Source organism: Vibrio sp. M260121, from assembly GCF_036533715.1.
Taxonomy (GTDB): Bacteria; Pseudomonadota; Gammaproteobacteria; order Enterobacterales; family Vibrionaceae; genus Vibrio.
In genome coordinates, this window is record NZ_JATABF010000052.1 from 1 (window position 1) to 25,241 (window position 25,241).

23 protein-coding genes and 1 pseudogene are annotated in these 25,241 nt (G+C 42.8%); 14 read left to right on the plus strand and 10 right to left on the minus strand.

Annotated elements, in window-relative coordinates; genetic code table 11:
* The 6 genes from QTO06_RS22010 to hutC form a co-directional block, all read right to left on the minus strand.
* Positions 1-573 (minus strand): IS4 family transposase (locus QTO06_RS22010; RefSeq protein ID WP_331409785.1); only part of this gene is annotated, 573 nt, incomplete at its 3' end.
* 141 nt (positions 574-714) lie between these two features.
* On the minus strand, positions 715-2,250 hold the full coding sequence (gene hutH / locus QTO06_RS22015) for a histidine ammonia-lyase (RefSeq protein ID WP_039985177.1): 1,536 nt from the start codon (positions 2,248-2,250) through the stop codon (positions 715-717).
* A gap of 11 nt (positions 2,251-2,261) precedes the next feature.
* Positions 2,262-3,959, minus strand: coding sequence for a urocanate hydratase (gene hutU, locus QTO06_RS22020; protein ID WP_010448637.1), 1,698 nt, complete (start codon positions 3,957-3,959; stop codon positions 2,262-2,264).
* Positions 3,960-4,028: 69 nt separating this feature from the next.
* Entirely contained in the window at positions 4,029-5,042 is a 1,014-nt protein-coding gene (gene hutG / locus QTO06_RS22025; protein ID WP_331409786.1) for a formimidoylglutamase, read from the minus strand.
* A 1-nt stretch (position 5,043) separates the two neighbouring features.
* Entirely contained in the window at positions 5,044-6,294 is a 1,251-nt protein-coding gene (gene hutI, locus QTO06_RS22030; protein WP_331409788.1) for an imidazolonepropionase, read from the minus strand.
* A gap of 120 nt (positions 6,295-6,414) precedes the next feature.
* The gene (gene hutC / locus QTO06_RS22035; RefSeq protein WP_010448642.1) at positions 6,415-7,122 is read right to left on the minus strand and encodes a histidine utilization repressor; all 708 of its coding nucleotides are present in this window, start codon (positions 7,120-7,122) and stop codon (positions 6,415-6,417) included.
* A gap of 193 nt (positions 7,123-7,315) precedes the next feature.
* On the opposite strand from hutC, the gene QTO06_RS22040 reads away from it, so the two are divergent.
* Positions 7,316-8,059: a sporulation protein gene (locus QTO06_RS22040; RefSeq protein ID WP_331409789.1), complete on the plus strand. Its 744-nt coding sequence runs from the start codon at positions 7,316-7,318 to the stop codon at positions 8,057-8,059.
* Positions 8,060-8,064: 5 nt separating this feature from the next.
* Here QTO06_RS22040 and QTO06_RS22045 read toward each other — a convergent pair.
* Both QTO06_RS22045 and QTO06_RS22050 read right to left on the minus strand, forming a co-directional pair.
* Positions 8,065-8,427, minus strand: a pseudogene (locus QTO06_RS22045) (DUF3187 family protein); the annotation flags it as partial.
* A gap of 47 nt (positions 8,428-8,474) precedes the next feature.
* Positions 8,475-9,404: a LysR family transcriptional regulator gene (locus QTO06_RS22050; protein ID WP_331409790.1), complete on the minus strand. Its 930-nt coding sequence runs from the start codon at positions 9,402-9,404 to the stop codon at positions 8,475-8,477.
* Positions 9,405-9,531: 127 nt separating this feature from the next.
* Here QTO06_RS22050 and QTO06_RS22055 point away from each other — a divergent pair, with 127 nt between their 5' ends.
* From QTO06_RS22055 to QTO06_RS22105, 11 genes are all read left to right on the plus strand, one after another.
* On the plus strand, positions 9,532-11,019 hold the full coding sequence (locus tag QTO06_RS22055) for a DUF1254 domain-containing protein (protein WP_331409791.1): 1,488 nt from the start codon (positions 9,532-9,534) through the stop codon (positions 11,017-11,019).
* 79 nt (positions 11,020-11,098) lie between these two features.
* Positions 11,099-12,595 carry a DUF1214 domain-containing protein gene (locus tag QTO06_RS22060; RefSeq protein WP_331409793.1) on the plus strand — a complete coding sequence of 499 codons (1,497 nt, stop codon included), beginning with the start codon at positions 11,099-11,101 and terminating at the stop codon, positions 12,593-12,595.
* Between the two features lie 125 nt (positions 12,596-12,720).
* A complete protein-coding gene (locus QTO06_RS22065) occupies positions 12,721-13,557 on the plus strand; it encodes a hypothetical protein (RefSeq protein WP_331409794.1) in 837 nt (278 codons plus the stop codon).
* A 53-nt stretch (positions 13,558-13,610) separates the two neighbouring features.
* Positions 13,611-14,579 carry an HAD family hydrolase gene (locus QTO06_RS22070; RefSeq protein ID WP_331409796.1) on the plus strand — a complete coding sequence of 323 codons (969 nt, stop codon included), beginning with the start codon at positions 13,611-13,613 and terminating at the stop codon, positions 14,577-14,579.
* A 92-nt stretch (positions 14,580-14,671) separates the two neighbouring features.
* Positions 14,672-15,103 (plus strand): glycine zipper family protein, encoded by a 432-nt coding sequence (locus tag QTO06_RS22075; protein ID WP_331409797.1) that lies wholly within the window; start codon positions 14,672-14,674, stop codon positions 15,101-15,103.
* Positions 15,104-15,145: 42 nt separating this feature from the next.
* A complete protein-coding gene (locus tag QTO06_RS22080) occupies positions 15,146-16,075 on the plus strand; it encodes a LysR family transcriptional regulator (protein ID WP_045368767.1) in 930 nt (309 codons plus the stop codon).
* A gap of 74 nt (positions 16,076-16,149) precedes the next feature.
* Positions 16,150-16,989 (plus strand): hypothetical protein, encoded by an 840-nt coding sequence (locus tag QTO06_RS22085; protein WP_331409800.1) that lies wholly within the window; start codon positions 16,150-16,152, stop codon positions 16,987-16,989.
* Positions 16,990-17,093: 104 nt separating this feature from the next.
* Complete coding sequence (locus QTO06_RS22090; protein WP_331409802.1) at positions 17,094-18,269, plus strand: OmpP1/FadL family transporter; 1,176 nt, start codon at positions 17,094-17,096, stop codon at positions 18,267-18,269.
* 13 nt (positions 18,270-18,282) lie between these two features.
* On the plus strand, positions 18,283-18,744 hold the full coding sequence (locus QTO06_RS22095; RefSeq protein WP_045368773.1) for a hypothetical protein: 462 nt from the start codon (positions 18,283-18,285) through the stop codon (positions 18,742-18,744).
* The gene (locus QTO06_RS22100) at positions 18,744-19,775 is read left to right on the plus strand and encodes an HlyD family secretion protein (RefSeq protein ID WP_331409804.1); all 1,032 of its coding nucleotides are present in this window, start codon (positions 18,744-18,746) and stop codon (positions 19,773-19,775) included. The genes QTO06_RS22095 and QTO06_RS22100 overlap by 1 nt, the downstream gene beginning before the upstream one ends.
* A gap of 213 nt (positions 19,776-19,988) precedes the next feature.
* Positions 19,989-20,585 carry a hypothetical protein gene (locus QTO06_RS22105; RefSeq protein WP_331409806.1) on the plus strand — a complete coding sequence of 199 codons (597 nt, stop codon included), beginning with the start codon at positions 19,989-19,991 and terminating at the stop codon, positions 20,583-20,585.
* A 242-nt stretch (positions 20,586-20,827) separates the two neighbouring features.
* Here the strand turns inward: QTO06_RS22105 and QTO06_RS22110 are convergent, their stop codons facing one another.
* A complete protein-coding gene (locus QTO06_RS22110; RefSeq protein WP_077261581.1) occupies positions 20,828-21,766 on the minus strand; it encodes a LysR substrate-binding domain-containing protein in 939 nt (312 codons plus the stop codon).
* 194 nt (positions 21,767-21,960) lie between these two features.
* Complete coding sequence (locus QTO06_RS22115; protein ID WP_331409808.1) at positions 21,961-23,013, minus strand: DUF1214 domain-containing protein; 1,053 nt, start codon at positions 23,011-23,013, stop codon at positions 21,961-21,963.
* A 264-nt stretch (positions 23,014-23,277) separates the two neighbouring features.
* Here QTO06_RS22115 and QTO06_RS22120 point away from each other — a divergent pair, with 264 nt between their 5' ends.
* Positions 23,278-24,246, plus strand: a complete 969-nt coding sequence (locus QTO06_RS22120) for an AAA family ATPase (protein WP_331409810.1) — start codon at positions 23,278-23,280, stop codon at positions 24,244-24,246.
* Positions 24,247-24,257: 11 nt separating this feature from the next.
* Complete coding sequence (locus QTO06_RS22125) at positions 24,258-25,232, plus strand: DUF58 domain-containing protein (RefSeq protein ID WP_331409812.1); 975 nt, start codon at positions 24,258-24,260, stop codon at positions 25,230-25,232.
* Positions 25,233-25,241 lie beyond the last annotated feature (9 nt).

Genomic DNA, 25,241 nt, shown 5'->3' on the forward strand with positions numbered 1-25,241 from the left:
TGCTTCTCGGTCACAGACCGAGATAACATCTAACATTTTATCCCCTAGGCGTTCAACGACACGGCGAGAAGCTTGCTCCCATTTGTAACTTTCTTTCTCCTTGTAAGGACGAGTCGCGTGTTGGTGGTTTTGCCCACGCTTAGTAATATCTCGGCTCCATCGTTGCTGCTCTATCAGACCCACAATGGTTTGGCTTTGTGGTGCAAAAAGTAAAGTCGAATGTACGTGGAGAGCTCGGGTTCTATTGCCTTGATTCGTGTGCCCGAGTTCATCTTTTATACTTCGATGCGGAAAACTGAGCGTTGTTGTATCTTCAAGCGCGAGTAATTCTTCATGCTCTTTAGCTCGAGATACGGTCGCTTGAAAGCCAGCTTCAGCGATGTCTTTTGCATCGATGTTTTCATTGCGGATAAAGCGATATGCGCCTTCCATATCGGCGGGAGAAAAAGGAAGTTTAGCCACGGAGACTCCTGGTTGATTAGCAATGGAGGTCGCTAAACTGATGAGGCGTTGTGTTCTTCGAGGGTCTTTAAGTTGTGCTTGTGCCCAAAGTTTAGCGTCTGAATATGTCATCTTAGTGTTTCAGTGAGGAATAGTAAGTGATCAGATCGCACACACGTTAAAGAGTTCAAAAAAATCCCCAAGCTACAAGCTTGGGGATTTGTGTATAAGAGACAGCCAATAAGGAGCCTTTAGAGTCATTAGCGCGATAGATTAATGCACGCTTGGTAGTAAGCTTTCTGGCATCAATGCGTTATGCAAAGCAAGCTTGAGTAGGGCATTGGCTTGCTCGATATCTGGCGCGAAGTAGCGGTCTTTATCGTAGAACGACACTTTTTCACGCAGCATTTGTTTTGCAATCTCGATACGTTCAGAAGATTTGTTTGGCGCGCGGAAATCCAACCCTTGCGCTGCTGACAAGTATTCAACCGCCAAAATACCACGCGTGTTTTCACCCATCTCTTTCAAACGACGAGCCGCAAACGTGGCCATTGAGACGTGATCTTCTTGGTTTGCAGATGTTGGCAAGCTATCGACGGAAGCAGGGTGAGCGAGCGTTTTGTTTTCACTCGCCAGCGCTGCCGAAGTAACCTGAGCGATCATAAAGCCCGAGTTTACGCCGCCATTGTCGACCAAGAATGGAGGAAGCTTAGATAGAGCACTATCAATAAGCAGTGCCATGCGACGCTCTGACAAGCTACCAATCTCTGCAATCGCAAGCGCAAGGTTATCCGCTGCCATAGCAACTGGCTCAGCATGGAAGTTACCACCAGAAATGATGTCGTCGTCTTCTGCAAACACAAGTGGGTTATCCGATACCGAGTTCGCCTCTACTTGCAGAGTGTCTGCCGCATTGCGAATTTGCTGTAAACAAGCACCCATGACTTGAGGCTGACAGCGTAGTGAGTAAGGGTCTTGAACCTTTTCACAGTTGGTATGGGATTCACCAATCTCACTGGTCGCTTCTAATAGATGTCGATACGCTAACGCCGCATCCATTTGGCTGCGATGCCCACGAACACGGTGGATACGAGGATCGAACGGACGACGGCTGCCTAGTGCTGCTTCTACCGACATCGCGCCACAAACTGTCGCAGATGAGAATAGATCCTCGGCAATGAATAAACCTTCGAGTGCAAACGCCGTTGACGCTTGAGTACCGTTAAGCAGTGCAAGGCCTTCTTTAGGTGCCAGTGTGATTGGCTCTAGACCTGCAATTTGCAGAGCTTCTAAGCCAGAAATGACTTTGCCATTATGACGTGCTTGGCCTTCGCCAAGAAGCACCGTACTCATGTGAGCAAGCGGCGCTAAGTCACCAGATGCGCCGACAGAGCCCTTTTGAGGCACGCATGGATATACTTGCGCATTCACAAGGTCAATCAGCATGTTGATGACTTTCAAGCGCAAGCCTGAGAAGCCACGCGCAAGACTGTTGATTTTCAGCACCATCATCAAGCGAACGGTTTCATCTGACATAAATTTGCCGATGCCGGCAGCATGAGAAAGCACAATACTGCGTTGTAGTGTTTCTAGATCTTCTGGTGCAATACGAGTGTTCGCGAGTAGGCCAAACCCCGTATTGATGCCATAAACGGTGCGATCTTCTGCAATCACGCGGTCGACAACTTGAGTGCTTTCCTCAATGGCCGGAATGGCTTCTGGATCGAGAGTAAGGTTGACAGGTGAGCGGCTCACCTGACGCAGTTCGTTTAAGCTAATATGTCCTGGCTTTAGCGTTAAATTGAGCATGTCTTTCATCCTTACTTCAGTTTTTTCAGTTCTTCATTGAGCATTGGTAAATCCAGTTTTTGCTCGGCTGCACATTGTTTTGCGATGTCATATCCCGCATCAGCATGACGCATAACGCCCGTCGCTGGGTCATTGTGAAGTACGCGAGCAATACGCTCAGAAGCATCATCACTGCCGTCACAGCAAATCACCATACCTGAGTGTTGAGAGAAGCCCATGCCAACGCCGCCACCATGGTGAAGTGATACCCAAGTTGCACCACCTGCGGTATTCAATAGGGCATTAAGTAGTGGCCAATCCGATACCGCATCAGATCCATCCATCATGCCTTCGGTTTCACGGTTCGGACTGGCTACCGAGCCAGAGTCTAAGTGGTCACGGCCAATAACAACCGGCGCTTTCAGTTCACCGTTTTTCACCATTTCATTAAAGGCTTGGCCAAGGCGCTCACGGTCTTTCAGACCCACCCAACAGATACGTGCAGGCAGACCTTGGAACTGAATGCGTTCACGTGCCATATCTAGCCAATTGTGTAGGTGAGGGTTATCAGGGATCAGCTCTTTAACTTTTTGGTCGGTTTTGTAGATGTCCTCTGGATCGCCAGACAACGCTGCCCAACGGAATGGCCCAATACCTTCACAGAATAAAGGACGAATGTAAGCCGGTACGAAACCTGGGAAATCAAACGCATTCTCGACGCCTTCTTCCAGCGCCATTTGACGGATGTTATTACCGTAATCCAGTGTTGCAGCGCCGCGGTTTTGCAGTTCTAGCATGGCTTGAACTTGCACAGCCATTGATTGTTTCGCCGCTTTAACTACACCAGCTTCGTCTTGTAAGCGCATTTCTGCTGCATGTGACATACTCCAACCTTGAGGCAAGTAGCCGTTCAATGGGTCGTGTGCGGAGGTTTGGTCTGTTACTACGTCTGGCGTGATGTTACGTTCCACAAGCTCAGGGAAGATGTCAGCTGCGTTACCTAGTAGACCGACTGAAATAGGCGTGTCGGATTCTTTGATCATCGCTAGCGCTTCATCTAGCGATGTGGCTTTCTTGTCGACGTAGCCTGTGCGTAGGCGATAATCGATACGTGACTCGTCACACTCAACAGCAATCATTGAGAAACCTGCCATTGTGCCAGCTAGAGGTTGAGCGCCGCCCATACCACCAAGGCCGCCTGTCAGGATCCATCGACCTTTTGCGTCGCCGTTAAAGTGCTTTTTAGCTACTGAGACAAACGTCTCGTAAGTGCCTTGAACAATGCCTTGTGAACCGATGTAAATCCAGCTACCTGCCGTCATCTGTCCATACATCATCAAGCCTTCTTTATCGAGCTCATTGAAGTGCTCCCAGTTGGCCCAATGTGGTACTAGGTTTGAGTTCGCAATTAGAACGCGTGGCGCATTTTTGTGAGTCGGGAAAACGCCCACTGGTTTGCCTGATTGGACGAGAAGAGTTTGGTCATCGTCGAGTCTTTCTAACACTTCAACAATCTTATCGAAGCATTCCCAATTTCGTGCTGCTCGACCAATACCACCGTATACAACGAGCGAGTGAGGGTGCTCGGCTACATCTGGATCAAGGTTGTTCATCAGCATACGAAGCGGGGCTTCCGTCAGCCAAGATTTGGCGCGCAGTTGTGTACCGTGTGGAGCACGAATTGTTCTGCTTGTATCAAGTCGTGGATCTTGTCCCTGGCGCTGTGTCATTTTAAGACTCCTTTAGTTTCACGTGTGTACCAAGTCTGTGCTTGGCTATTTAATCGTTATTGGGTTTGGTTATTTAGGCTTATGGTCTTTCTCTGCCATGGCATTGGCGATGTCCCAACATAGGCGGGCTGCCAATCGAGCGGTTTGGCTATCGACGTCATAAGTGGGGTTATACTCGGCAATGTCTGCCAGCATGAGCTTGTTTTTGTAATGCAAGATTCGGTCGAGAAACGGCGAAATGATGTCGTAGCTTACCCCTCTTGCTGCTGGAGCGCTTACACCCGGTGCTGTTGCCGCAGGGAATACGTCCAAATCAATCGTTAGATAGAGGTAATCGCAGTCATCGATAAAGTGCTGTAGCTGCGTTAAATGGTAACTGTGGTTCATGTAACAAAGCTGTTTGTCTTCCACATACCAAACGTTGAGTTCGTCCGCTTTCTGGAATAGGGCTTTGGTGTTGCTGCTGCGACTTACACCAATACAAGCGTAATGAAACTTCCAATCATTGCGTTGGCAGAAGTGATGAATCTGATTAAATGGTGTGCCTGAGCTCGGTTTTACATCTGCCAGCGAACTTTCAAAAGCGCGCAGGTCGAAATGTGCATCGAAGTTGATAATGCCAATCTTCGGCTGCTTGTCTGGGTGATGAGTTTTGAAGTATTCGGCCAACCCTGAAAATGACGCCCATGCGATCTCATGACCGCCGCCTAATACTACGACAGGTGAATAGGGGAGTGCTTGAGCAACCGTGGCTGCGCATTGCGATTGGCTGCTCTCTAGTAAGTCGTCTTCGCAAACGACAGTACCAAGGTCATAAAGCGGCGCATCTTGGTGCCAAGCGAGATTGGCTAGGGCACGACGGATCAAATCCGGTGACTTTTTCGCGCCGATACGGCCTTTATTTCTGGCAACACCCGCATCGGTAGCAAAACCAAGGATCGAGACGCCTTCGCTTTTGCTCGGTAACTCTTCGACAGAAATATTTTTAATCACGTGGTGAACGCGCTTACCCAGTTCTCCATCTTCTGCATCGTGGCGACCTTGCCAGTGAAATGGAGCGGTATTTGGATCTGATTGAGCCATGTTACAGTCCTCCGTGAGAGACATATTCACCATTTACTATACGACCTACTAAACGTTTTGCGCCGACTTGGTAACTAAGGTCTGCTGGGTGTTCGATATCCCAAATTGAGAAATCCGCGTCATAACCGATTTCAATCACGCCACGAGACTCCCCATAACCCAGTGCTTTTGCTGCGTTTTGAGTGACGCCACGCAGTGCTTCTTGAGGGGTTAAACGGAAAAAAGTGCAAGCCATGTTCAGCATCAAGGTTAAATCAGCAAATGGCGATGTCCCTGGGTTGATGTCTGTCGCTATCGCCATTGGCACCTTGTGCGCTCTGAGTAATTCGATAGGAGGCAGTTGGGTTTCACGTAAGAAGTAGAACGCACCAGGGAGCAAGGTTGCCACAGTCGGGGAATTGGCAAGCGCCCGCACACCAATTTCATCGAGATATTCAATATGATCGGCAGAAAGGCCATTGTATTTTGCCGTTAGCGTAGTGCCGCCTAAATCAGAAAGCTGTTCCGTATGCCCTTTGACATGCAAACCGTGTTTTTTTGCTGCATCAAAGACACGCTCGGTTTGAGCTAAGTTAAAACCTATCGATTCACAAAACACATCGACGCTGGTGGCGAGCTTTTCCTCTGCCACGAGGGGAATGATGTCGTCACAAATGTGCTGGATATAATCGTCAGCGCGGTCTTTAAATTCTGGTGGAAGTGCATGAGCGGCGAGTAGAGTTGTGGTGATTTTTACTTTGCGCTCTTGCTCTAAGGCTTTCGCTGCGCGCAGCATCTTGATTTCATCTTGCAGTGTCAGTCCGTAACCAGACTTAACTTCGATAGAGGTAACACCGCTTGCAAGCAATCCATCTAAACGTGGTAGAGCAAGCTCGATAAGTTGTTCTTCGCTTGCTTTGCGGGTTGCACGAACGGTAGAAAGAATACCGCCGCCTTGCTTGGCGATCTCTTCATAAGGCACACGGTTAAGGCGCATTTCAAACTCATTGGCACGATTTCCGGCGTATACGAGATGAGTGTGGCAATCAATCAAACCTGGTAGCAATAGCTTGCTTTGAAGGTCAATGGTCTGTTCGTAGTGGTCTGGATTCAGGATGGATTCGGTTTCTGCGCTATCTTCGCCTCTTGCTGCGGTACTGAGTGCAACAATTTTTCCTGACCGAATGCCGACGCGAGCAAGGGGAGAGGGTAGGTAGCCTTGCTCTCCTTCTTGCATAGTGACGAGGCGTGCATTTTCAATCAGCAAATCCATTCTGATACTTCCTTTTGATTTGTACTTTTAAATGTATATACAAATAAATAGGAGAAAAAAGCATCACTGGCAAGGCTAATGTTGCTGAAATGTGATCAAAACGAAGAAGTAACGCCTAGTTTATAGCAGGATCTTAGAGCTTAATTTGTACTTATTGCCCGGATGGTAAAGTAGCGCAGTACTCACCAGTTTATCTTGACTCCACGTTCGGCGGTTGAGCAGTAAACAAGGCTCGTTAGCTTGCATTTTCAAGTCTTGTTTAACGCGTCCTTCTGGCACTATCGCCTCAACAGTATGCTCTATTGCACTAAGAGGACAGTTATCAGAAAGGTACTGGTTTGGTGTCATGCAAGTAAAGTCTTGTCGTAGGTAACTTGGCGCGTACTGGCTGTTGACCCAACGCAGTTCAAGCTGGATTGGATTACCGTCTTCAAAGTGGATTATCTCGCTGTAAAACACAGTGGTACCAAGCATCACACCAAGTTTTGTCGCAATACTGTCATCGGCTTTGATAGCGATTTGTTGTAGCACTTCACTGTGGTGAGCGCGGCCCCGATTCGTGATTTCATCGGCAATGTTGCGTATGTCTAATAGGGGAGATTCAGACTTCTCAGCCGGGTCACAAACAAAGGTGCCGAGGCGAGGTCGGCGTTGCAGTTTGCCTTCATTGACTAAGTCTCGAATCGCTTTGTTAACGGTCATTCGGCTTACACCAAACTGTTCCGTCAATTCGATTTCAGTTGCGATACGATGTCCAACCATCCACTCACCCGAATCAATTTTATCGAGAATAAATCGTTTGATTTGCATATAGAGTGGTGCAGACATAAAGGTTTCCTTTTAATTGACTATACAAATAGTGCGTAATCTATAGACAAATTGCAAACAGACATACGTATTTTGTGCACTGATAAAAGGAATTAGTCCGCATTCTTGTCGTCTATTGCTTGCAGGAGTTTCATCAGTTGTGTAAACAGAGACTTATCAAAATAACGAAAACAGACAGTCACAAAGGAATCGCATGTTAAAAAAACTAAAAGCGTCACTCGGTATCGGCTCAGCAAAAGTAGATACGATTTTAGATGAGATGAGTGTGTACCAAGGCGCGACTTTGCGTGGCCACGTTCAAATTAAAGGCGGTGATGTTGAGCAACAAATCGATGCTATCACCATCAAACTGAACACGGAAATGAAAGTAGAAGCAGACGACAGCGTTAGCTACCAAACTTTCACTATTGATCAATTGAAGGCGGTTGAACCGTTTGTCATTCAGCCGAATGAAGAAAAGCAGGTGCCATTCGAGCTTAAGTTGCATGACGAAACACCTATTACCGCGGTTAGTGCGCTAAAAAATCAGTGCCATGTGTGGGTAGAGACCACACTGGACATCGGCTTTGCGATAGACCCTCGCGATCGTGACTATATTGAGGTTAAACCTTTGCCTGTTGCTGCTCGTGTGATTCAAGCGATTGAACAAGCCGGTTTTACAATGGTAAAAGCTGATGTTGAAAAAGGCTTCTTGCGTGGGAATACCTTCTCTTCTCGCTCTGGCATTTATCAAGAACTAGAGTTCCGCAATAACGGTTTCGTTTCTACTAAAGAGATTGAGCTTTCCTTTATCTTGGACGGTGGAACGATCCATTGCTTAGCGGAGATCGACCGCTCATTTAGTATGTCTGGTGATCAATACCGTTCTTTCTCGCTACCGATCGGAGCGTCTGATTCACAAGTTGCGGCGGCAATTGTCCCAACCTTGAATCTGTAATACTCCTAACTTTCCGTTTCTGGAGAGAACAAGTACCGATATCCTAACGTAAAGGCGATATCGGTACTGTTGTCCATATTTCTCGCATTCTCAATCGCCATTATCTCAATCGCTGAGTTCTCCATTAAATATCGATATCCAATCACAAACTCATTTGATGCATCGGCAAACTCGCTAGGCCCTTCTGTTGAACCTTGATACCAATGATATTCAAGGATGAAGTGGTGATTCTCCTCCAATGCATAGCGATAACCACCCGCAAATGCAGCGGTATTATGTCGATAGGGCAAATGCACCAGTGCACGATCACTGTTTCGGAAGGTCATTCCAGCCATCAAATAGAAGGCATTGGATGCATTGAATCGAAAACATTCCAGTGATGCACTTGGCTTTTAAGGTTGACCAAAAGTCATATTTAAATGATTTTGCAAATCTCTTTAAGTATAAGGCTAGAAAACCACTGGTGAGCGGGATTATTTCTATTTCGGGTGTGCTGAATTAGGTGAATCGGAACGTGATATTCGTCTTTGTGATCGAGTGAAAGAAGTAGGTCGAATTCGTTTCCGAAACCACTTAGGGCGCTTACACAGTTTGTGCCAAACATAATGGAGTTCGAGTTCTTCATCACATCCAAGAGTACTTGTGTCTGAGAGCTCCTCAACATTGGTTTTTTATCGATCATTAGATCACGGTAGATATTCATGATGGGTGCACTAAACGACTGATACTGATCCTCCTCGACAAGCATCCCGACCAATGGGTAGTCAAAAGTATCATCCAATTTATAGTCTTTTTGCTTGAAGAGAGGATGAGACTTCCGAGCAAAAAGTTGCGGCTTCAGGACGCCGATCTCTGTAGAAAAATACTTTTCGTTCGGAGAGGAGGTGTAATGGATTGAGAAGTCTAGATTCCCTTGATCAATTAAAGGGTAAGGGTTGGCTTTTGCGGGTAACTCGGTAACTCGAGCTTTTGGAGCAAGACGATTGATTTCTAATACGAGCTTTGGAAGGAGGACACTAGAAAGAAAAGCTGGTAGCGCAATTGAGAAGCTGTAATCACATTTCTCGGGAGTAAAGTCTTCGGAGAGAAAGACACCTTGTAGAAGAGGAATGATAACTTCAAGTTGCTTGCCGATATGCAGTGCCTTTTCAGTTGGGATCAAGCCGTTAGAGACACGAGTGAATAAAGGATCATCGAATGTTTCTCTTAGCCGACCTAATGCTCTGCTCACTGCCGGCTGAGAGACAAAAAGAACCTCTGCGGTACGGGTTACATTTTTTTCTTTCAGTAAAGTATCTAACGTAATCAGTAGGTTTAAGTCGATTCGTGAAAGCTGCTTGTTCATCGTCGGGCTATAAATTAATTATTCACTTTGGTAATGTCAGCATATTACTATAAGTAGTTAGATGCAAATTTAGAATAATACTAGGATCTACCTCAACAACTCGAATGAGATATTAATGAGGTTGAACATGAGATATAAACTACTTTCTACCCTAGTGTTTATTAATGCTATTTCTTCAGCGACAGCGGCAACGTTCAAAGCCGACGTACCACCTTCTATTATTACTCCGAACCATGTTGAGTCTAAGTACTTAGGCGAACTCAACTACACAGATGGTGCTCCTTCATTGGAAACACATCTTAAAGCGTCGGATTTCGTGGATACAGCAGACGCTGTACGCGTTTTTCTATCAGGAATTCCAGTCGCTTCTATTCAAGGTTTGTTACTCGGTCATGAAAGTGTGGGTATGGAGCCAAACAAAACCATCGGTATTTCCGAGGGAATGCTGAATGCGAACAGTATTTGGTTGACTGCGAATACGACTACGCCATACGTAACTTCAGAAATTGATGTGAAAGATGGCCCTGTTGTTCTTGAGGTGGGAACGCCAATACTTGGTTTGGTTGACAATGCGGCGTTTAAGTTTACATCTCGAGTTGGCGTTACACATCCACAAGATCAAGGTAAGGGCGGCAAATACTTCTTCTATCACTCATCTTATAAAGGCGATCTCCCTGAAGGTTACATCCACGTAAAAACCGATGGTTACCAGCATTGGTTGCTAGTACGTATTATCACGAAACCTTCGACGTTAGAATACGATGTGAGTCAGCTGAAAAAAACAATGAAGCTGTATCCTTATGGTGAAAAGAATCAAACAGAGTTTTTGGATATCACGGGTATCAAGTACAACACTGTGCACGCGATGAATCACGAATTCTATGATGAAATCAATGCATTAATTCAGTATGAGCCGAAGGAAATCTTTGACCCAGAATGGTTATCTTTAGCGAAACGAATTGGGATTGAAAAGGGCACGCCATTTAAGCCAGATGCTCGTATGCAAGGTATTCTTGAAGAAGCCGCTAAAATTGCCACAGCGGAAGCAAGAAGCTTCTACTTCTATCCAGATGAATCGCTCATCACTTATGAGAATAGCAACTGGTTCACGCCTTTAATTAACGGACATGAATTCCTTGATGAAAATGGTGTCATCAATGCGGATGACCGAGCAATGTTCCATTTCATGGCAACGGGTATCACTCCTGACATGGTGACCAAAACAGTTGGCAGTGGCTCTGACTATCGAGTTGGCAACCGAGATAGCGACAACCAATTATTGGATGGTTCGCAGCACTACACTGTGACACTGCCACCTAACGCTCCTGCGACTAAGTTTTGGTCATTTATGGTTTACGATAATCAAACACGCTCGATGCTAGAAACTGATCAGGCAGGCGCAGGCATTGATGGGTTGAGCGAAGGACTTCGCGAAAATGAAGATGGGTCGATTACGATTCATTTTGCTCCGGTCGCACCAAAAGGTTACGAGAAAAACTGGGTGCAAACTATCCCAGGAAAAGGCTTTAACGTGCTGTTTCGCATGTATGGCCCGACAGAAGCTTGGTTTGATGGATCTTGGAAGCCATCAGATTTTGAAAAAGTGACGCGTTAGAAGTCATCACTACCAAGTTCAGTTCCGCATCATCTCATGGATGAGGTGAGCGCCATCATCATTGTGAAAGGTACATACTATGAAATTGAAGTATTTAGCTCTAAGTATATTTGCTGTAACGACTATTACATTAGGTCAAGCGCAAGCATCGACAACGATTCAACCTTTTGATACTACCGATAATATCCTTGAACGTGCGTCTCAAATTGAAGATCTAGAATATAAAATTATGGTACAGAGAGCGACTCAAACGGCAATTTGGGCGATGCCAGCTGTGACTCAAGTTGACTTCCTTAAAGCGACACGCAGAGATCTTGGGGGAGATTATAATGATGTGGTTTACGTCAATAAGCCATTTGCATCAAACAAAGGCTTTCTAACGGCGAACGATGTTACAGCCTATGCTTGGGGAACCATTACGTCACGTAACGGCCCAATCGTTATTGAAGTTCCGGCTGCTTCGGACAAAGTCAGCTATTTTGGTTCGGTGGTCAATCAATGGGAGCAGCCTATTGTTGATGTCGGCCCTGCTGGTGCAGATAAAGGTGAAGGTGGGAAATATGTATTCTTGCCACCAAATTATACAGGGTCACCATCAAAATCAGAGTTAGAAGCCAAAGGCTACATTGTTTCTGAGACAGATACGCTGGATTACGGTTTTTCATTTCGACCACGGCTATACAATGGTGCAACCGATAAAGATGCAGGAGAATACGCAAAAGGGATCATAATTTATGAATTAAAAGCGGCTTCTAATCCACCTAAAACAGAATATCTTGATGCAACCAATGTCGATTATGACTGTTTGCCTTACTACAACAAAACTTTCTTCGAAGATGTGAACGATGTAGTACAAAACAACCCAATCCGTGAGCAAGATAAAGTAATGGTTTCGCTGCTTAAGGATCTTGGTATAGAGAAAGGCAAACCTTTCAACCCAACCGATAAGCAGTTGAAAGCAATGAGAGAAGGTTTGTTGTTAGCTTACGCCCACATGCAGAAACGCTTTGTCACCGATGGAGATACAATCTACCCCTTATGGAGAGACGAGAATGGGAAGCCACTGTCTCAATGGGCGATTTGGAACTTCGGTGATCAACCATACAAGGGATTTACCTTTGAAGAAGAGCATGAAGTACTTGTTGATGGTAGAGCAAGCTCATATTTCTATGTGACTTATCTCCCTAAAAAGTTAGGTGGGGGCACTTTCTATCTAACAGGCGTAAAAGATAGTAACGGTAAAATGTTGGATGGCGATTCGACTTATAAGTTGAACGTTCCAAAGGATACGCCAGTGAAGGATTTTTGGTCGGCAATCGTATATAGCATGGAGACCAAAAACTTTATCAAGGGTGTAGACCGAGTAGGCTTATCTTCTCGCAACCAAGATACGATGAGAGTGAATGAAGACGGTTCTTACGATATTTATTTTGGGCCTAAAGCACCAACAGGAATGGAAGAAAACTGGGTGCCAACCAATGGTGAAGACTTTTTCTTGTTGTTCCGCTTATATGGACCAAAGACAAAAGACTTTTATAAAACTTGGATGTTAGGTGATTTAGAGAAAATAGACTAATTCTTATATTAAGAGGCAGTATGACTGCCTCTTTTTTATTCTTGGATTATCTATTAATAAAAATGATATCTGATATTTAAAATTGTTATTTCTCATCTGTTTAAATATTGGATAAGTTACCTTAAATGAACTTTATTATTGTAAATAAAATGAAAAGTTATCAAGTAGTGTTCTCTCTTATTCTTGTAGGGGCATTCTCTTCCAATGTCCATTGTTCAGAAGACGTAAAAACTAAAGAACAGCAAGCTGCACAATCAGCAGTAAATCCATTAACAACCAGCTATTGGATTCCGGTTCAGTATGAGTACAGTGAAGATGTTGGGCCCAATAATGGTACGAGGCATACGACCAACATACAACCAATAGTCCCATTTGAGTTGTCTAACGATTGGAACCTAATAACTAGGACAATTATCCCTATTATCTCACAAAACAATGTCACTGGTCATGGCGAAAGTGAGTCTGGCTTAGGTGATATCAATACTACGTTCTTTTTCTCTCCTACAGAAGCTGTTGGTGGAGAATGGACACACGGCTTTGGACCTACATTTAACTTTGATACTGCAAGTAATAATAAGCTTGGATCCAACGAAACCGGTATGGGCTTATCTTATGTTGGCTTGACTGTTCAGGGGCCTTGGACTTTGGGTTTTTTGGCTAGCCATACTTATTCGATTGAGGAAGGTTTTGGTGAAACATATAGTACATCGTTCGTACAGCCGTTTGTTGATTACACAACAAATTGGGGTACGACTTTTGAGCTAACATCAGAAACAGCATATGAGTGGCAAGGTGAGCAATGGTCTGTTCCAATCACGTTAACCGCTTCCCAGTACTTTGAATTAGGGAGTATCCCTATGCTGATTGGTGGAGGGGTTAAGTATTGGGCTGAATCTGGAGTGTATGATCCAGAGGGCGTCACTTTAAACCTCAATTTGTATATTCTTCTGCCAAGAGGATAAATACAATTCAATGATTACATTTTTGGTCAGTTTAACTTGGAAAGGATGGAGTTGTGTTGTCTTACGTTAGGAGCTTTTCTATTATTTTATTAACAACAATAATAGCTGGCAATACTTTAGCTAATGAACTACCTAGCTGGAATGAAGGAAAAAATAAGGATCAAATTATAGATTTTATCGAGAGCACAATTGATAAAGATAGTAAGAATTTTGTACCAGTAAATGATCGAATAGCAGTTTTTGATAATGATGGTACTTTATGGACAGAGTATCCTATTTATAATGAGATATATTTTTTGTCATATCAACTATTACATCTTAAAGAACAAGGTGTAAATGCAAATATGCTTAATAAAGAACCATTCAGCTCTTTATTGCATGACAGAGAAGAAACACTTAAAAATTTAGGATTGCCAGTGGCATTTAAAGCGCTGTCTGAGCTTTATGCTAACCAAAGAAAATCAGAAATTAATAGGCTTGCAAAATCATTTATCCAAACTAAACATCCTGAAAGAAATTTACCATTTGCTAATTTAGCATATCAACCAATGCTCGAGTTACTCGACTATCTTAAAGAAAATGATTATAGAGTTTATATTGTTAGTGGTGGAAGTTCCCCATTTATGAGAGCTATTGTACCATCAATCTATGGCATTCCTCCTGAAAATATTATTGGTTCAAAAGTTTCTATAAATGCAACCATGTATAATGGTAAAGTTGATCTTATATATGATAACCATTTTGAAAATATCAATAATGGTATTCAAAAAGTAGTCAATATTGAACAGGTTATAGGAAAAATGCCTGTGCTTGCAGTTGGCAATTCTGATGGTGATATTGAAATGTTGACTTATACTACTTCTAACAAAGGTAGACAGTTAGCTCTAATTATTGATCATGACGACGCGGAGCGTGAAGGTTTTGGAATAGGAGGGGACAATATTTTAGAATTATCAGGTAAGAATGATGAATGGCATATCATCTCAGTGAAAAATGATTTTAAAACTTTATTCAGTGAATAAAGTGAAAGTTCATTTTGAAATCACATGATTTAAAATAATATAAAAGTTATGTTTTTACTTAATAAAATTGATAGTTATTTATTGGTGTTTGAATGATAAAAAGAGAGATATTACTAACTTTTTCATTATTGCTCCCCTCGGTGGTCATTGCGGGAGGCGGCGCGCTTGTTGAACCTAGGAGTCAACTGACATTCGATTACGACAATGTGACAGCTGACGTCGCTCAACAAGAACTTGACGAGTGCGTAGGCATTGCAGAACAAGCGAGCCAAACAGCATCGGTAGAACAAAAAGGATCTGGTGTGAAAGGTGCGGCGAAGGGAGCTGCGGCAGGTGCTCTCGTTGGCTCTATCAGTGGTAACAGTGGGTCTGATGCAGCGAAAACTGGCGCTGCTATAGGCGTAGTTGGTGGAAGGTTGTCTTCAAGACAAGATGCAAAGAATGCGGATACTCAACAGGCAGAGGCTTTCAAGGTCGTATTGCGAAATTGCATGATCGATAAAAAATACGTTGCGCTAAATTAAATTCTAGAGGGTCTATTTAGGCCCTTTTTTATGAGAGTTGTTATGACCAACGTGTCAGAAATTAATATACAAAGTATCAAAATTCTTCAGAACCTATACTCAACAAAGAACACATACAAAACTGCACATGAATTAAATATTTCACAATCTAAAGTGAGTCGAGTGCTGGCTCGATTAAGAGATGATCTAGGTGATAGGTTATTGATCCGAGTTGGCAATAATTTACATCCAACCGATTACTTTACTGCCATACAACCTGGATTGACAAAATTAGTGCAGGATATTGATTCGGTATTTTTCGTCAAAGAGTTTGACGCAAGCCGCCATCAAGGAGATATCAGACTTGCCATTAGCCGTGGGATTTTATACCGGTTTGGTGTTCAGCTATACCAGCATTTGTCTATGATTGCTCCTTTTGCCAGTTGGCATTTTGAAGAGTGGAACGATAGCACGATAGAGAGGATAGAGTGCGGAACAGTAGACATTGGTATCAACTATGAGAATGAGGCTAGCAAACATATTGTGCTTGAGAGAATCATTAGAGACGAGTTCTTTGCTTTGGCTTCCAAGCAGTTTATTAGTGAGCACAAGATAATAAAGTTAGAAGAGCTTTGGCGTTTACCGTTTATCAGCTGGAACCCGACGATTGTCCGAGAGATAAATGAGGTGAGGGACATCATCAAAGTCAAATACAAGAAAGACTTAAGAATTGTACTTACTACTGACAGTCTGGATGTTGCTGTAGAGGCATGCCTTAAGGGTAAAGGTCTGCTTATCTCTACTAAGAGACTTGTTTCTGAAGATCTCCAGCTAAACAAGCTTCAACTGCCTCCCGAAATTCACCAAGATCGTGATTTAAATCGGTATATTGCTTTCTTTACATCTTACTTAAACTCGAAAAGTGACAAGTGTAAGTTACTAAAAAAAGAGATAAGTACCGTTCTAGTTAATTCACTTTCTGACTTACCTTAAGTCAATATATTCTGTGGCTAGTCGAAACTACTAAATAATATAATTTCATTAATCATTACTTGGAGAGTAAATTAATGAAGAAAGAAATATTATTACCAACAATCTGTGCAATTATTCTTGCAAATAGTGCCTACGCTGAAAATGAAGAAAAATTTCACGATGCTGATCCTAGAAATAGTACTTGGCGAGGTGGTATTGCGGCTTCGGATTCAGGTGAAATTAAACTTGCTACCGGTGGTGGTTTCAATAATGTGTTTGGCGACGATACTCAAACGAATATGTTGTTGGAATATTATACTGATTCGGAAAACTTTAGATTCCGGGAAATTCACTTTGATAAACGCTTTGGGGGTGTTTACCTCGATATCATGCACACTGAAGACGTTAGTAACTCATATACAGCGGGTTATATGTTGCCATTGAAAAGTGGAGATGGGACGCTTTGGTTCCCTTCTGTGAACTACTCTTATGTCGATTGGGATACCAGTGGTTTAGGTGGGGCTCTTCAAAATACCTGCAAAAACTACGCAGTGGGTGAAGCAAAAGAACTATGTAATAGCCTTAAGAGCGGAGGTATTTCGGGCAAAAATGCGACAGAAGCTTTCTTGGGTGATGATATGGCGCAAATGGGGACGGTCAGTTTATATGCTGTAAAGCCATGGAGTGAAACACACTATACCGTTGTGCAATTAAATTCTGGGTCGTCTTTTGATGGTGTGGATATGAACGTATTTAATGCTATGTGGTTGCAAGGTGTTAGAACAAAGCTCGGGAAAAATGTACTAAACATTTACTTTGAATTTAAATATGACTTCATCAAAGTGGAGGGTGAAAATTATAATCCGGTCACAGAATCTGGTGATGCCAAATCTGAGGAAGCAATGGCTAGTATTGGCTTCGACTTCCGGTTCTAGCGAGATATACGCTTAGCTGATATCTGATATGTAGTTAAATGATTGGTGGTGTCATTGCTATCCCCTTAATCTTCATTTTATCAATATAAGATGAAGGTATCAGAATGACAAAAAAGTACCCATTTTGGGCTTTAATCGTAGGGGCGAGCGTGACGCCTATTACGTTTGCTAGCGGTATTTTTCTTCAAGAAGCGACCTATGCAAACTTAGGAGCTGTTGGAGCCGGTGACGGTGTATACACAGAATCCGCCACATCAATTTGGACCAATCCGGCAGTGATGTCGCACATTGATGATGAACTGACGACAATCACAGGAACGTTATTAAATCTAGAGATTAATTACTATGACGATGGTGACGGTCCAAATGGAAGATCGAGTTCCACGTTACCTGTAGCGGGTGTTTTTCATATCATTGACTTGGGGAATGATCTCAAAGCTGGCATCGCTCTGGGCTCTCTAGGCGGGGCGACGTTGGATTACGGTGAAGATTGGCAAGGAAGCTTCCAGCTTACTGACGTTGCATTGCTGACTTATCAATTCAATCCAACACTCAGCTATAAAGTGAATGACCTGTGGTCAGTGGCTGGTGGTGTCCAAGTTAACTATGCGTTTCTACAGGGCAACACTTCGAGTATCGAGCTTGATACATCAGCCAGCTGGGTATTCGGTTACAACATTGGTAGCGTCGTGCAAGCAACTGACAAACTGAGACTAGGGCTCTCGTATCGTTCAGAACTCAATCACGAATTTGAAGGTGATGTGCACACGAACCTAGCTTACGGTACGTACACCACTTCTTTACCGTCTCCGGCAATTACCGATTTAAGTGTCTCTTACCAGTTTACCCCTCAGTTTTCCTTAATGAGTTCAATCCAAAACCATCACTGGTCAGCGATGGAATCCACAGATATTGATATGAGAATTGGCGATCAATTCATCCCATATTCGATCGAACGAGACTGGGATGATGTGTGGCGCATATCTCTAGGTGGGGAATATAAGCTACATCAAGGATGGAGCTTTAAAGCGGGATACGCGTATGAATCTTCACCATTAGATAACCCCTCAAAGCAGTCACCGGACTTACCCGTTGGGGAGCAGCATCGATACTCCATTGGTGTAAGTAAACAGTTTGATGAGAGCCGATTAGATATTTACTACGAATACGCTGACTTCGGTGAAATTGATATTGACCAAGAATCTATGCGCGAACCTATCGCTCTAAATGGTCACTTTACCGGAACGGTGCACTTTGTTGGTGCTGCATATACATTCTAATTAGGAAATTGTTATGAAGAAACTGATTGGTTTATTTAAATGGTTGATTAAAGCGGTGTTTGCTTTGTCGTGTTTGATTGGCTGTTCACTCTTTTTTTCCACTTTATCGAATATACATGGCAAAGACATGCCTGCCAGTGAATTTGTTGGTGGTAACCCTAGCATCATAAAATTGCTCAATTCTGAAGTGTTCATGGGCGTCATCTTTGTTGTAACGATTTCAATTTTTTCCTACGTAGGTTATCTCTTCTGGCGACTCCATGAAGTTGCGGTGCATGAAAGTGAGCATCGTAAAAGCGCACACACGACCCTTGTTTTTGCTCTTTCTCTGTGTGGTTTATTGATCAGCAAAGTCTGGTGGGTTTTGGCCCTAATCATTGCTTTTACACGTTGGGATGTGATTGGAGATGCACTAAGTGGCGTTATTCGCAAAGGGATATCTGGTCCTAAGCTTACTTCTGAGGAATCTAAATAATGAAAGAGATCATGCTACCTTACGTTTTCATTATGTGGATCCTAGTGAAAGCAGGAGTCATAAAGTGGAACTTGCGCAATGCCTCAATGATTGTGTCTTTTGGTGCTTTTTTAGCGACGACTTTGTTCACGGTTAGTCGTTTTTGGGCACCAGTCGATTTGACAGATAGCAGCACTGTCAAAGCACCGCATGCAGTGCTAAGTCCACTTGTCGGCCAAAAAGTGAAAGAAGTTTATGTTACCCACAACCAAATGGTGAAAAAGGGCGATTTACTTTACACACTAGAATCAACCGACTCGCAAGAGCAAATTAAGGGACTTTATGCGCAATTGGAGGCATTGAAGCATCAAACAGACTCTACTAATTTCCAATTGAAAACGGATGAGAAGAACTTAGCTCGTCTAAAGAAGTTAGATGAGTACAGCAGTGAAAAAGAGCGCGACGATTTAACTAACAAAATTCAGCAAGGCTATTCTGAGCTGTCCGAGCTCAGTGCCCAAATGGCCAATGTTAAAGCTCAAATTTCGGAAAGTCAGTGGTTAAACGACTTGAACAATGTTGTCGCTCCTTTCGATGGACAAATGGGCGTCGTTAATATCGCGGAAGGAACTCGAACTGGTAATATGCACATCTACGATACAAGTAAAAAGTTCCTAGAGATGCGTGTTAGCGATCAAGCCTATCGCTACATTAAAGTTGGACAGTTTGCCGAGTTTTATGTCAACTCGCATCCAGGAGAAGTTTTTAGAGGGAAGGTTCACAGCATCACGAGTGGTACTGGAGAAGCCCAAGTCTCTGTTGTGAATGGATCCAAAAGTGTGAATCAGCATGTTGCAAAAAATATGGGGTCACATGGCCGAACGGTAATTATTGAGTTTGAAGAGCCTGAAGGTTACGCAATTCCTATCGGAGCAACTGGGGCCGGCTGGATCTCGGCCACTAAGCCACATCCGATGTTAGGTTTTATGGATATCATCGGTGGTGCAACAGTTCGTTTAAAAGCACTTAAGTCTTACCTAAATGCAATTTAACTAATAGAGCCACCAATTCTTTTGGTGGCTTTGTGATTTTTATATTAATAGTAATTTCAAAGTAAATAAGTAAATCTATATAAGATAAGTTCCTTAATAATAAATAAAAATTATTTTATTTATTATAATTTGTTCAATTTTTAAAGTGACAGTTTAGAATTGTTTTCTAAGTCGTTACTTATATTTTCAGTCCGTAAAATATAGGAATAAATAATGAAAAAATTAGTACTCTTGACCTCTTGCTTATTTAGCTTGAGTTTAGAAGCTAAAGTCGACATGGCAGATCCGACCGCTGTATACAGCAGCTTTGGCGCAGAGGTAAACAGCGAGGGTGGAGACATGAGCATAGGTATTGCCTCTGGGCGTCACTTGGCTTTACTAGAGTCTAAAGATGGTTTTGATAAGCTTAAGCTCACGTATGCCAACATGACTGATGGTCAAGGCTTCTACACTGAAATTGGTGGTAACAAGGACATACGAAATGTGAGCGCTGGCTATATAATGACATTTAAGTTCGATGCCTTGGTAATATATCCAGTTGCAATGTTAGGGTACACAAATAACGAAGTGATCGACGATTATGATATGACATCAACAGTGGGGTGGTATACACGCTATAAATTTGGAGATAACTTTCACCTAGGTCTCGATCCTTTTTATTCATCTCAATATGGTACTGAATATCTCGACAGTTTATCGACAGATCTGTTTATCGGATATCAACATGGCCGTCATCGATTCAGAGTGGGTGTTAATATGCTTAGTAATGATGAAGAGCAATATTTTGCTAATTATAAAGTCGCTTTCTAGCTCCGATTCTTAGCATAAGCAACAGAATATAATATTCGTAATCTCTATATTAATTTTTTATCTGGCAGAGTGAAATGATTATCTCTGTCTACCTCAACAAGAGCAAAAACGGTTGGAAGAAATAAACCGCCTCCCAATCGTTTCTCTGTCTATGCATTCATTGATGGCGCGATATGCTCTTTCTCTCAATCCGACTAAACACATGTTCCTAATTCAGCATTAGCTATTCACGCTTTAGCCCGTTAACAGCTCAGTATGGACTTCGTTTGTTCAAGGACGAGCTCTCGGAACCATTGATGAGCTTGGCTGTTTAATGTTCTTTTATGCTCGATTAAGTAGACGTTTAGATCTAAATCGATACTCTGATGCGTTAATGGAATGGGAATGAGTTCATCACTCACTTGTCCGAGCAAGTTGGAGGAGACCAATATTGTTGGCGTTTCTTTCATCACTTTTATCAACGTGCTGAGTTGACCGCTTTTAAAGACAACATCTCTGCATATACCCTGGCTTTCTAAATATTGATCCACCGGGTTATGCGTTGCCGACATGGAACGAATATCCAAGTTTAAATCAACAAAGCGGTAGTTTAGACAATCCTCGAGGGTAACCGAGTCTTTTCCTGTTAAAGGATGTTGTCTGCACGCGTAAAAAACAGGATAGATTTTACCTAGCTCCGTACAGAGAAAATCAACTTCATTCGTTGGCTTCTCTAGATGCAACGTAAAATCTATCGTTCTCTCTACTAATTGTTGTGTTGGGTTTTTTGTCGGAGGGTATTCGACCAAACTCGCTTTAGGAGCTTGATTAAAGAGCGCAATACTAAGTTTTCCGCATATCAATTCGCTCATTAGAGGGGGAGCAGAGATAGCAAATGTATGCTCGCAGTTTTTAGGGCTGAATGAACTGGAGTCGACAATGTCTTTGATGTTTGAGAGTACTTCACTGATTGCCCCCTCAAGCTCTATTGCTTTTTGTGTTGGAACTAGGCCACTTGACTCCCGATAGAATAGGGGGTCATGAAACACGTCTCTTAATTTTCCTAAAATTCGACTCATTGCCGGCTGGGAGATATAAAGGGCAGAGGCAGCTCGAGTTACATTTCTCTCTTTTAATAGAACACTTAAAGAGACCAAAAGATTGAGATCAATACGAGATAACTCTTGTTCGATAGTTTTCATAGCATCCTTAGAAAACGTTCATATACGGAAAATCGATAAAGATATTATCGAATTATAGGATAGCTTAGTTATTTAAGGTAGTCTTTGGGTTCAAGAGTTTGAAGTAGAGTGGTTTACTTTATCGGTTAATATTATTTGCGTGATGTGTCTGCTGTTAAAATAAAAGGCCACGTTTAGTGACCTTTAAGATTTTATTATTTTTCTTTTACGAATGGTAAAATTCGATAACCATTCTTGACCTTTTGACTAGGGATGTAATGGCGGAATGCTAAATTAAATTCATTTGATTTATTTTCAGTTTCTAAGTTATTTAGTGCATCAGAACCACATCCAAAGCTAACAGTGTAAGTGCCATCCGCGTTGCGCTCTGCAGTATTAGAGCTGATATTGGCTACGTCATTGAACATGAAGCCTTGTTTGTTATAGACAGTTACAGACCAAAACGCTTGGTCTTGAGGGGCTTCAAATGTTGCTTGATAACACTTGTTGGTTGGGTAGTTGCCTGATACTTCATAAATGTTATCAACCATTTGTGCTCCACCCCAACCAATAGCGGCGCCAACCGCATATTTTTGTTTGGTAAAGAGCTCCTTTGATGCATCGTTTGGAGCGGTAAACATGCCTACGAGTGCTGATGCCCCTTCACGTTTGAAAATAGCGGGCATTTGAGCTTTAAGAGCATTCTCTGTTTGTTCAAAAGAGGCTTTATTCACCTGTTCTGCAGTGAATTCTTTATCTGATTGCGCCGTGATGACCATCTTGTCTTGTATGGCGTGGGCTTCAGTTTTTGTAAACGTAGAGTCTAGGCGAACAATAACGTAGAGGTGGTCACCTTTCGTCGTGCTGAGCTCAAACGTGCCTGAGCCATATTGCATTGGCAAAATACGATGGTCTTCAGTGACACCTTGAATAGACATGTATTTGCCTTTTGGTATCTCCGGTAGGGAAATCGTTGCTCCCTTCGATACATCTATTACCGCTAAGGAGTAATAAGTGTCTCTATTCATTCGCACCACATCTTGCTCGTCCAGAGGGGTTAGTTCACGCTTGTGGCGAAAATTGTTTACCCCTACAACTTCTTGGTTTTTTACAAACTGACGAGCTGATTCGAGGGTGGGGTAGTTTTCTGATGTCGTAATAATACCATCCTGATCGAAGTAGTCGCTCAGAGTAGTCACTTCCGCAGAAAATGTTGGAAGTGATAACAGGCTGAGTCCAGCCGCGACGGAAATTGCTATCTTTTTCATGTCGATTCCTAGTAATTATTGGATTTTAAAAAGGGGCCAAATAAGACGAGTTAACATTATTTTATTTTTCTATTTTATTGAAGTGATTAATACTGATAATTGATATTACTAATTTGCATGGAGATTAATCTAAGTTCTATTGACTGTCTGAAGTGCACTAGATAATACTTATGATGTATTTACTATCAGGTCAGATGTTTTCTATTTAAATTAGTTATTATCTTTTCTGTTTGTTATTAAATTAATTATTGGCGGTAGTTCGGTTTGAATACATCATTAAATAATATTCTCTTTATTAAAAAGCAGTTAAAGAAATCAGTGATTGGTCAAGAAAATATGGTGGATACCTTATTAATTGCATTGCTGACAAATGGTAACGTTTTACTTGAGGGATTACCTGGCACAGCCAAAACTCGATCTATAAAGGCGTTATCTAAGATCCTAGATGTCACTTTGGGGCGTGTGCAGTTTACACCTGATCTTTTGCCGTCAGATGTAACTGGTACAGAGGTATACCAAGATGTTGATGGGAAACCAACGCTAACGTTTCAAGCGGGACCAGTGTTCAACAATTTATTACTGGCAGATGAAATAAATCGTTCCCCAGCGAAGGTGCAAGCTGCACTGCTAGAGGCCATGGAAGAAAGACAAGTTACGGTAGCGGGAAAAACTTACCGGTTACCAGAGCCTTTTATGGTGCTCGCGACGCAAAACCCAGTAGAGCAAGAAGGGACCTACCCATTGCCAGAAGCGCAGATGGACCGATTCATCATGAAAATTAATCTCGACTATCCCAGCTTTATGGCAGAAGAGCAGATAATAAAGATGGTTAGGAATGAAGAGACTCCTCAACTCGATGATATTCAAAGAGTTGATCCTCAGTGCCTTTTTGAGGCTCGAGAGCAAATTCGTGAGGTTCACTGCAGCGATGATGTGTTGAAATATATTGTGGCCATCATTGTTGCAACTCGAGAGCCTGAAAACTACGGAGAATCTGAGCTGGCCAACTGGATTGCTGTGGGGTCAAGCCCTAGAGCTACTATCGCTTTGGATAAGTGTGCTCGTGCGATGGCGTGGCTAAAAGGAAAAGATTTTGTCGACCCAGATGATGTGCGCTCAGTGGCCCATAGCGTGTTAAGACACCGGTTAATACTTTCTTATAAGGCGTTGGCGGAGGGCATCAACTCTGATCGAGTTATCGATGAAATCTTAACGTATGTTGCTGTGGCATAGGGGCATTAAACATGACGTTACGTTCTTTTTTAAGTGGCTCGGTCGTCAAAGCTGACGAACAAGATCCAAACATCTACACATCGCTCAAGTCATTGCAAAGTATGAAGTTTAAAGCGACAGGTTTTGACTTCCTTCCTCAACAGCCAATTAATAGCTTACTGGCAGGACGCTATATTTCTAAGTTGAGGGGAAGAGGTTTGAACTTTGAAGAGATGCGTCACTATCGAGTTGGAGATGATATTCGAACAATGGACTGGAAAATAACGATGCGTACAGGGAAACCGCACGTAAAGATATTTTCTGAGGAGCGCGAAAGGAACGTATTTTTGCTCATCGACCAACGAAGCAATATGTTTTTTGGTAGTACTCATAAAATGAAGTCTGTGATTGCTGCTGAGTTAGCGGCACTTATTGCTTGGAAAGTTGTGGGCTCAACCGACAAAGTAGGCGCCATTGTTTACAACGATTTCGAAGCAACTTCCTTTGCACCGCAACGTAGTGCCAATCATGCGCTCAAGCTTCTTAACCAAGTCGTGATGATGAATCACCAGCTAAGAGTCGGCGTGGCTCGAAGTTCGGAAACAAAGATGTTTGCAAAGCTTTTCCACCAGATAAACCGGGTAGTGAAGCATGATGGCTTAGTTATTTTTTTGACTGACGGGTATGGCTACAACACACACAGCGAAGAGCACATTAAAACACTATGCCAGCACAATGACGTAGTGTTTTGCCACATCTCTGATCCGTTGGAGCATAGAATGGCTGAACTGGGTAAAGCTGTGTTTAGTGATGGTCTCAAACAAGTCGCTCTATCAGGGCGAGATCAGCAGTTGAGAATCGAGTTTGCACAGGATGTTACTCGGGCGATAGAGCAGTTCACTGATACTGCACGTAAGTATCGAATCCCTGTTCTGAATTTCAATACGAAAGCACCTTCCGATGGTCAACTTAGAAAAGCACTCAGTGCTTACCGCCAGGTTTGTTAAATAGGGAGA

Coding starts and splice junctions, on each gene's coding strand:
- hutH (WP_039985177.1), bottom strand. CDS start 2,250: ATGCTCAATTTAACGCTAAAGCCAGGACATATTAGCTTAAACGAACTG.
- hutU (WP_010448637.1), bottom strand. CDS start 3,959: ATGACACAGCGCCAGGGACAAGATCCACGACTTGATACAAGCAGAACA.
- hutG (WP_331409786.1), bottom strand. CDS start 5,042: ATGGCTCAATCAGATCCAAATACCGCTCCATTTCACTGGCAAGGTCGC.
- hutI (WP_331409788.1), bottom strand. CDS start 6,294: ATGGATTTGCTGATTGAAAATGCACGCCTCGTCACTATGCAAGAAGGA.
- hutC (WP_010448642.1), bottom strand. CDS start 7,122: ATGTCTGCACCACTCTATATGCAAATCAAACGATTTATTCTCGATAAA.
- QTO06_RS22040 (WP_331409789.1), top strand. CDS start 7,316: ATGTTAAAAAAACTAAAAGCGTCACTCGGTATCGGCTCAGCAAAAGTA.
- QTO06_RS22050 (WP_331409790.1), bottom strand. CDS start 9,404: ATGAACAAGCAGCTTTCACGAATCGACTTAAACCTACTGATTACGTTA.
- QTO06_RS22055 (WP_331409791.1), top strand. CDS start 9,532: ATGAGATATAAACTACTTTCTACCCTAGTGTTTATTAATGCTATTTCT.
- QTO06_RS22060 (WP_331409793.1), top strand. CDS start 11,099: ATGAAATTGAAGTATTTAGCTCTAAGTATATTTGCTGTAACGACTATT.
- QTO06_RS22065 (WP_331409794.1), top strand. CDS start 12,721: ATGAACTTTATTATTGTAAATAAAATGAAAAGTTATCAAGTAGTGTTC.
- QTO06_RS22075 (WP_331409797.1), top strand. CDS start 14,672: ATGATAAAAAGAGAGATATTACTAACTTTTTCATTATTGCTCCCCTCG.
- QTO06_RS22080 (WP_045368767.1), top strand. CDS start 15,146: ATGACCAACGTGTCAGAAATTAATATACAAAGTATCAAAATTCTTCAG.
- QTO06_RS22085 (WP_331409800.1), top strand. CDS start 16,150: ATGAAGAAAGAAATATTATTACCAACAATCTGTGCAATTATTCTTGCA.
- QTO06_RS22090 (WP_331409802.1), top strand. CDS start 17,094: ATGACAAAAAAGTACCCATTTTGGGCTTTAATCGTAGGGGCGAGCGTG.
- QTO06_RS22095 (WP_045368773.1), top strand. CDS start 18,283: ATGAAGAAACTGATTGGTTTATTTAAATGGTTGATTAAAGCGGTGTTT.
- QTO06_RS22100 (WP_331409804.1), top strand. CDS start 18,744: ATGAAAGAGATCATGCTACCTTACGTTTTCATTATGTGGATCCTAGTG.
- QTO06_RS22105 (WP_331409806.1), top strand. CDS start 19,989: ATGAAAAAATTAGTACTCTTGACCTCTTGCTTATTTAGCTTGAGTTTA.
- QTO06_RS22110 (WP_077261581.1), bottom strand. CDS start 21,766: ATGAAAACTATCGAACAAGAGTTATCTCGTATTGATCTCAATCTTTTG.
- QTO06_RS22115 (WP_331409808.1), bottom strand. CDS start 23,013: ATGAAAAAGATAGCAATTTCCGTCGCGGCTGGACTCAGCCTGTTATCA.
- QTO06_RS22125 (WP_331409812.1), top strand. CDS start 24,258: ATGACGTTACGTTCTTTTTTAAGTGGCTCGGTCGTCAAAGCTGACGAA.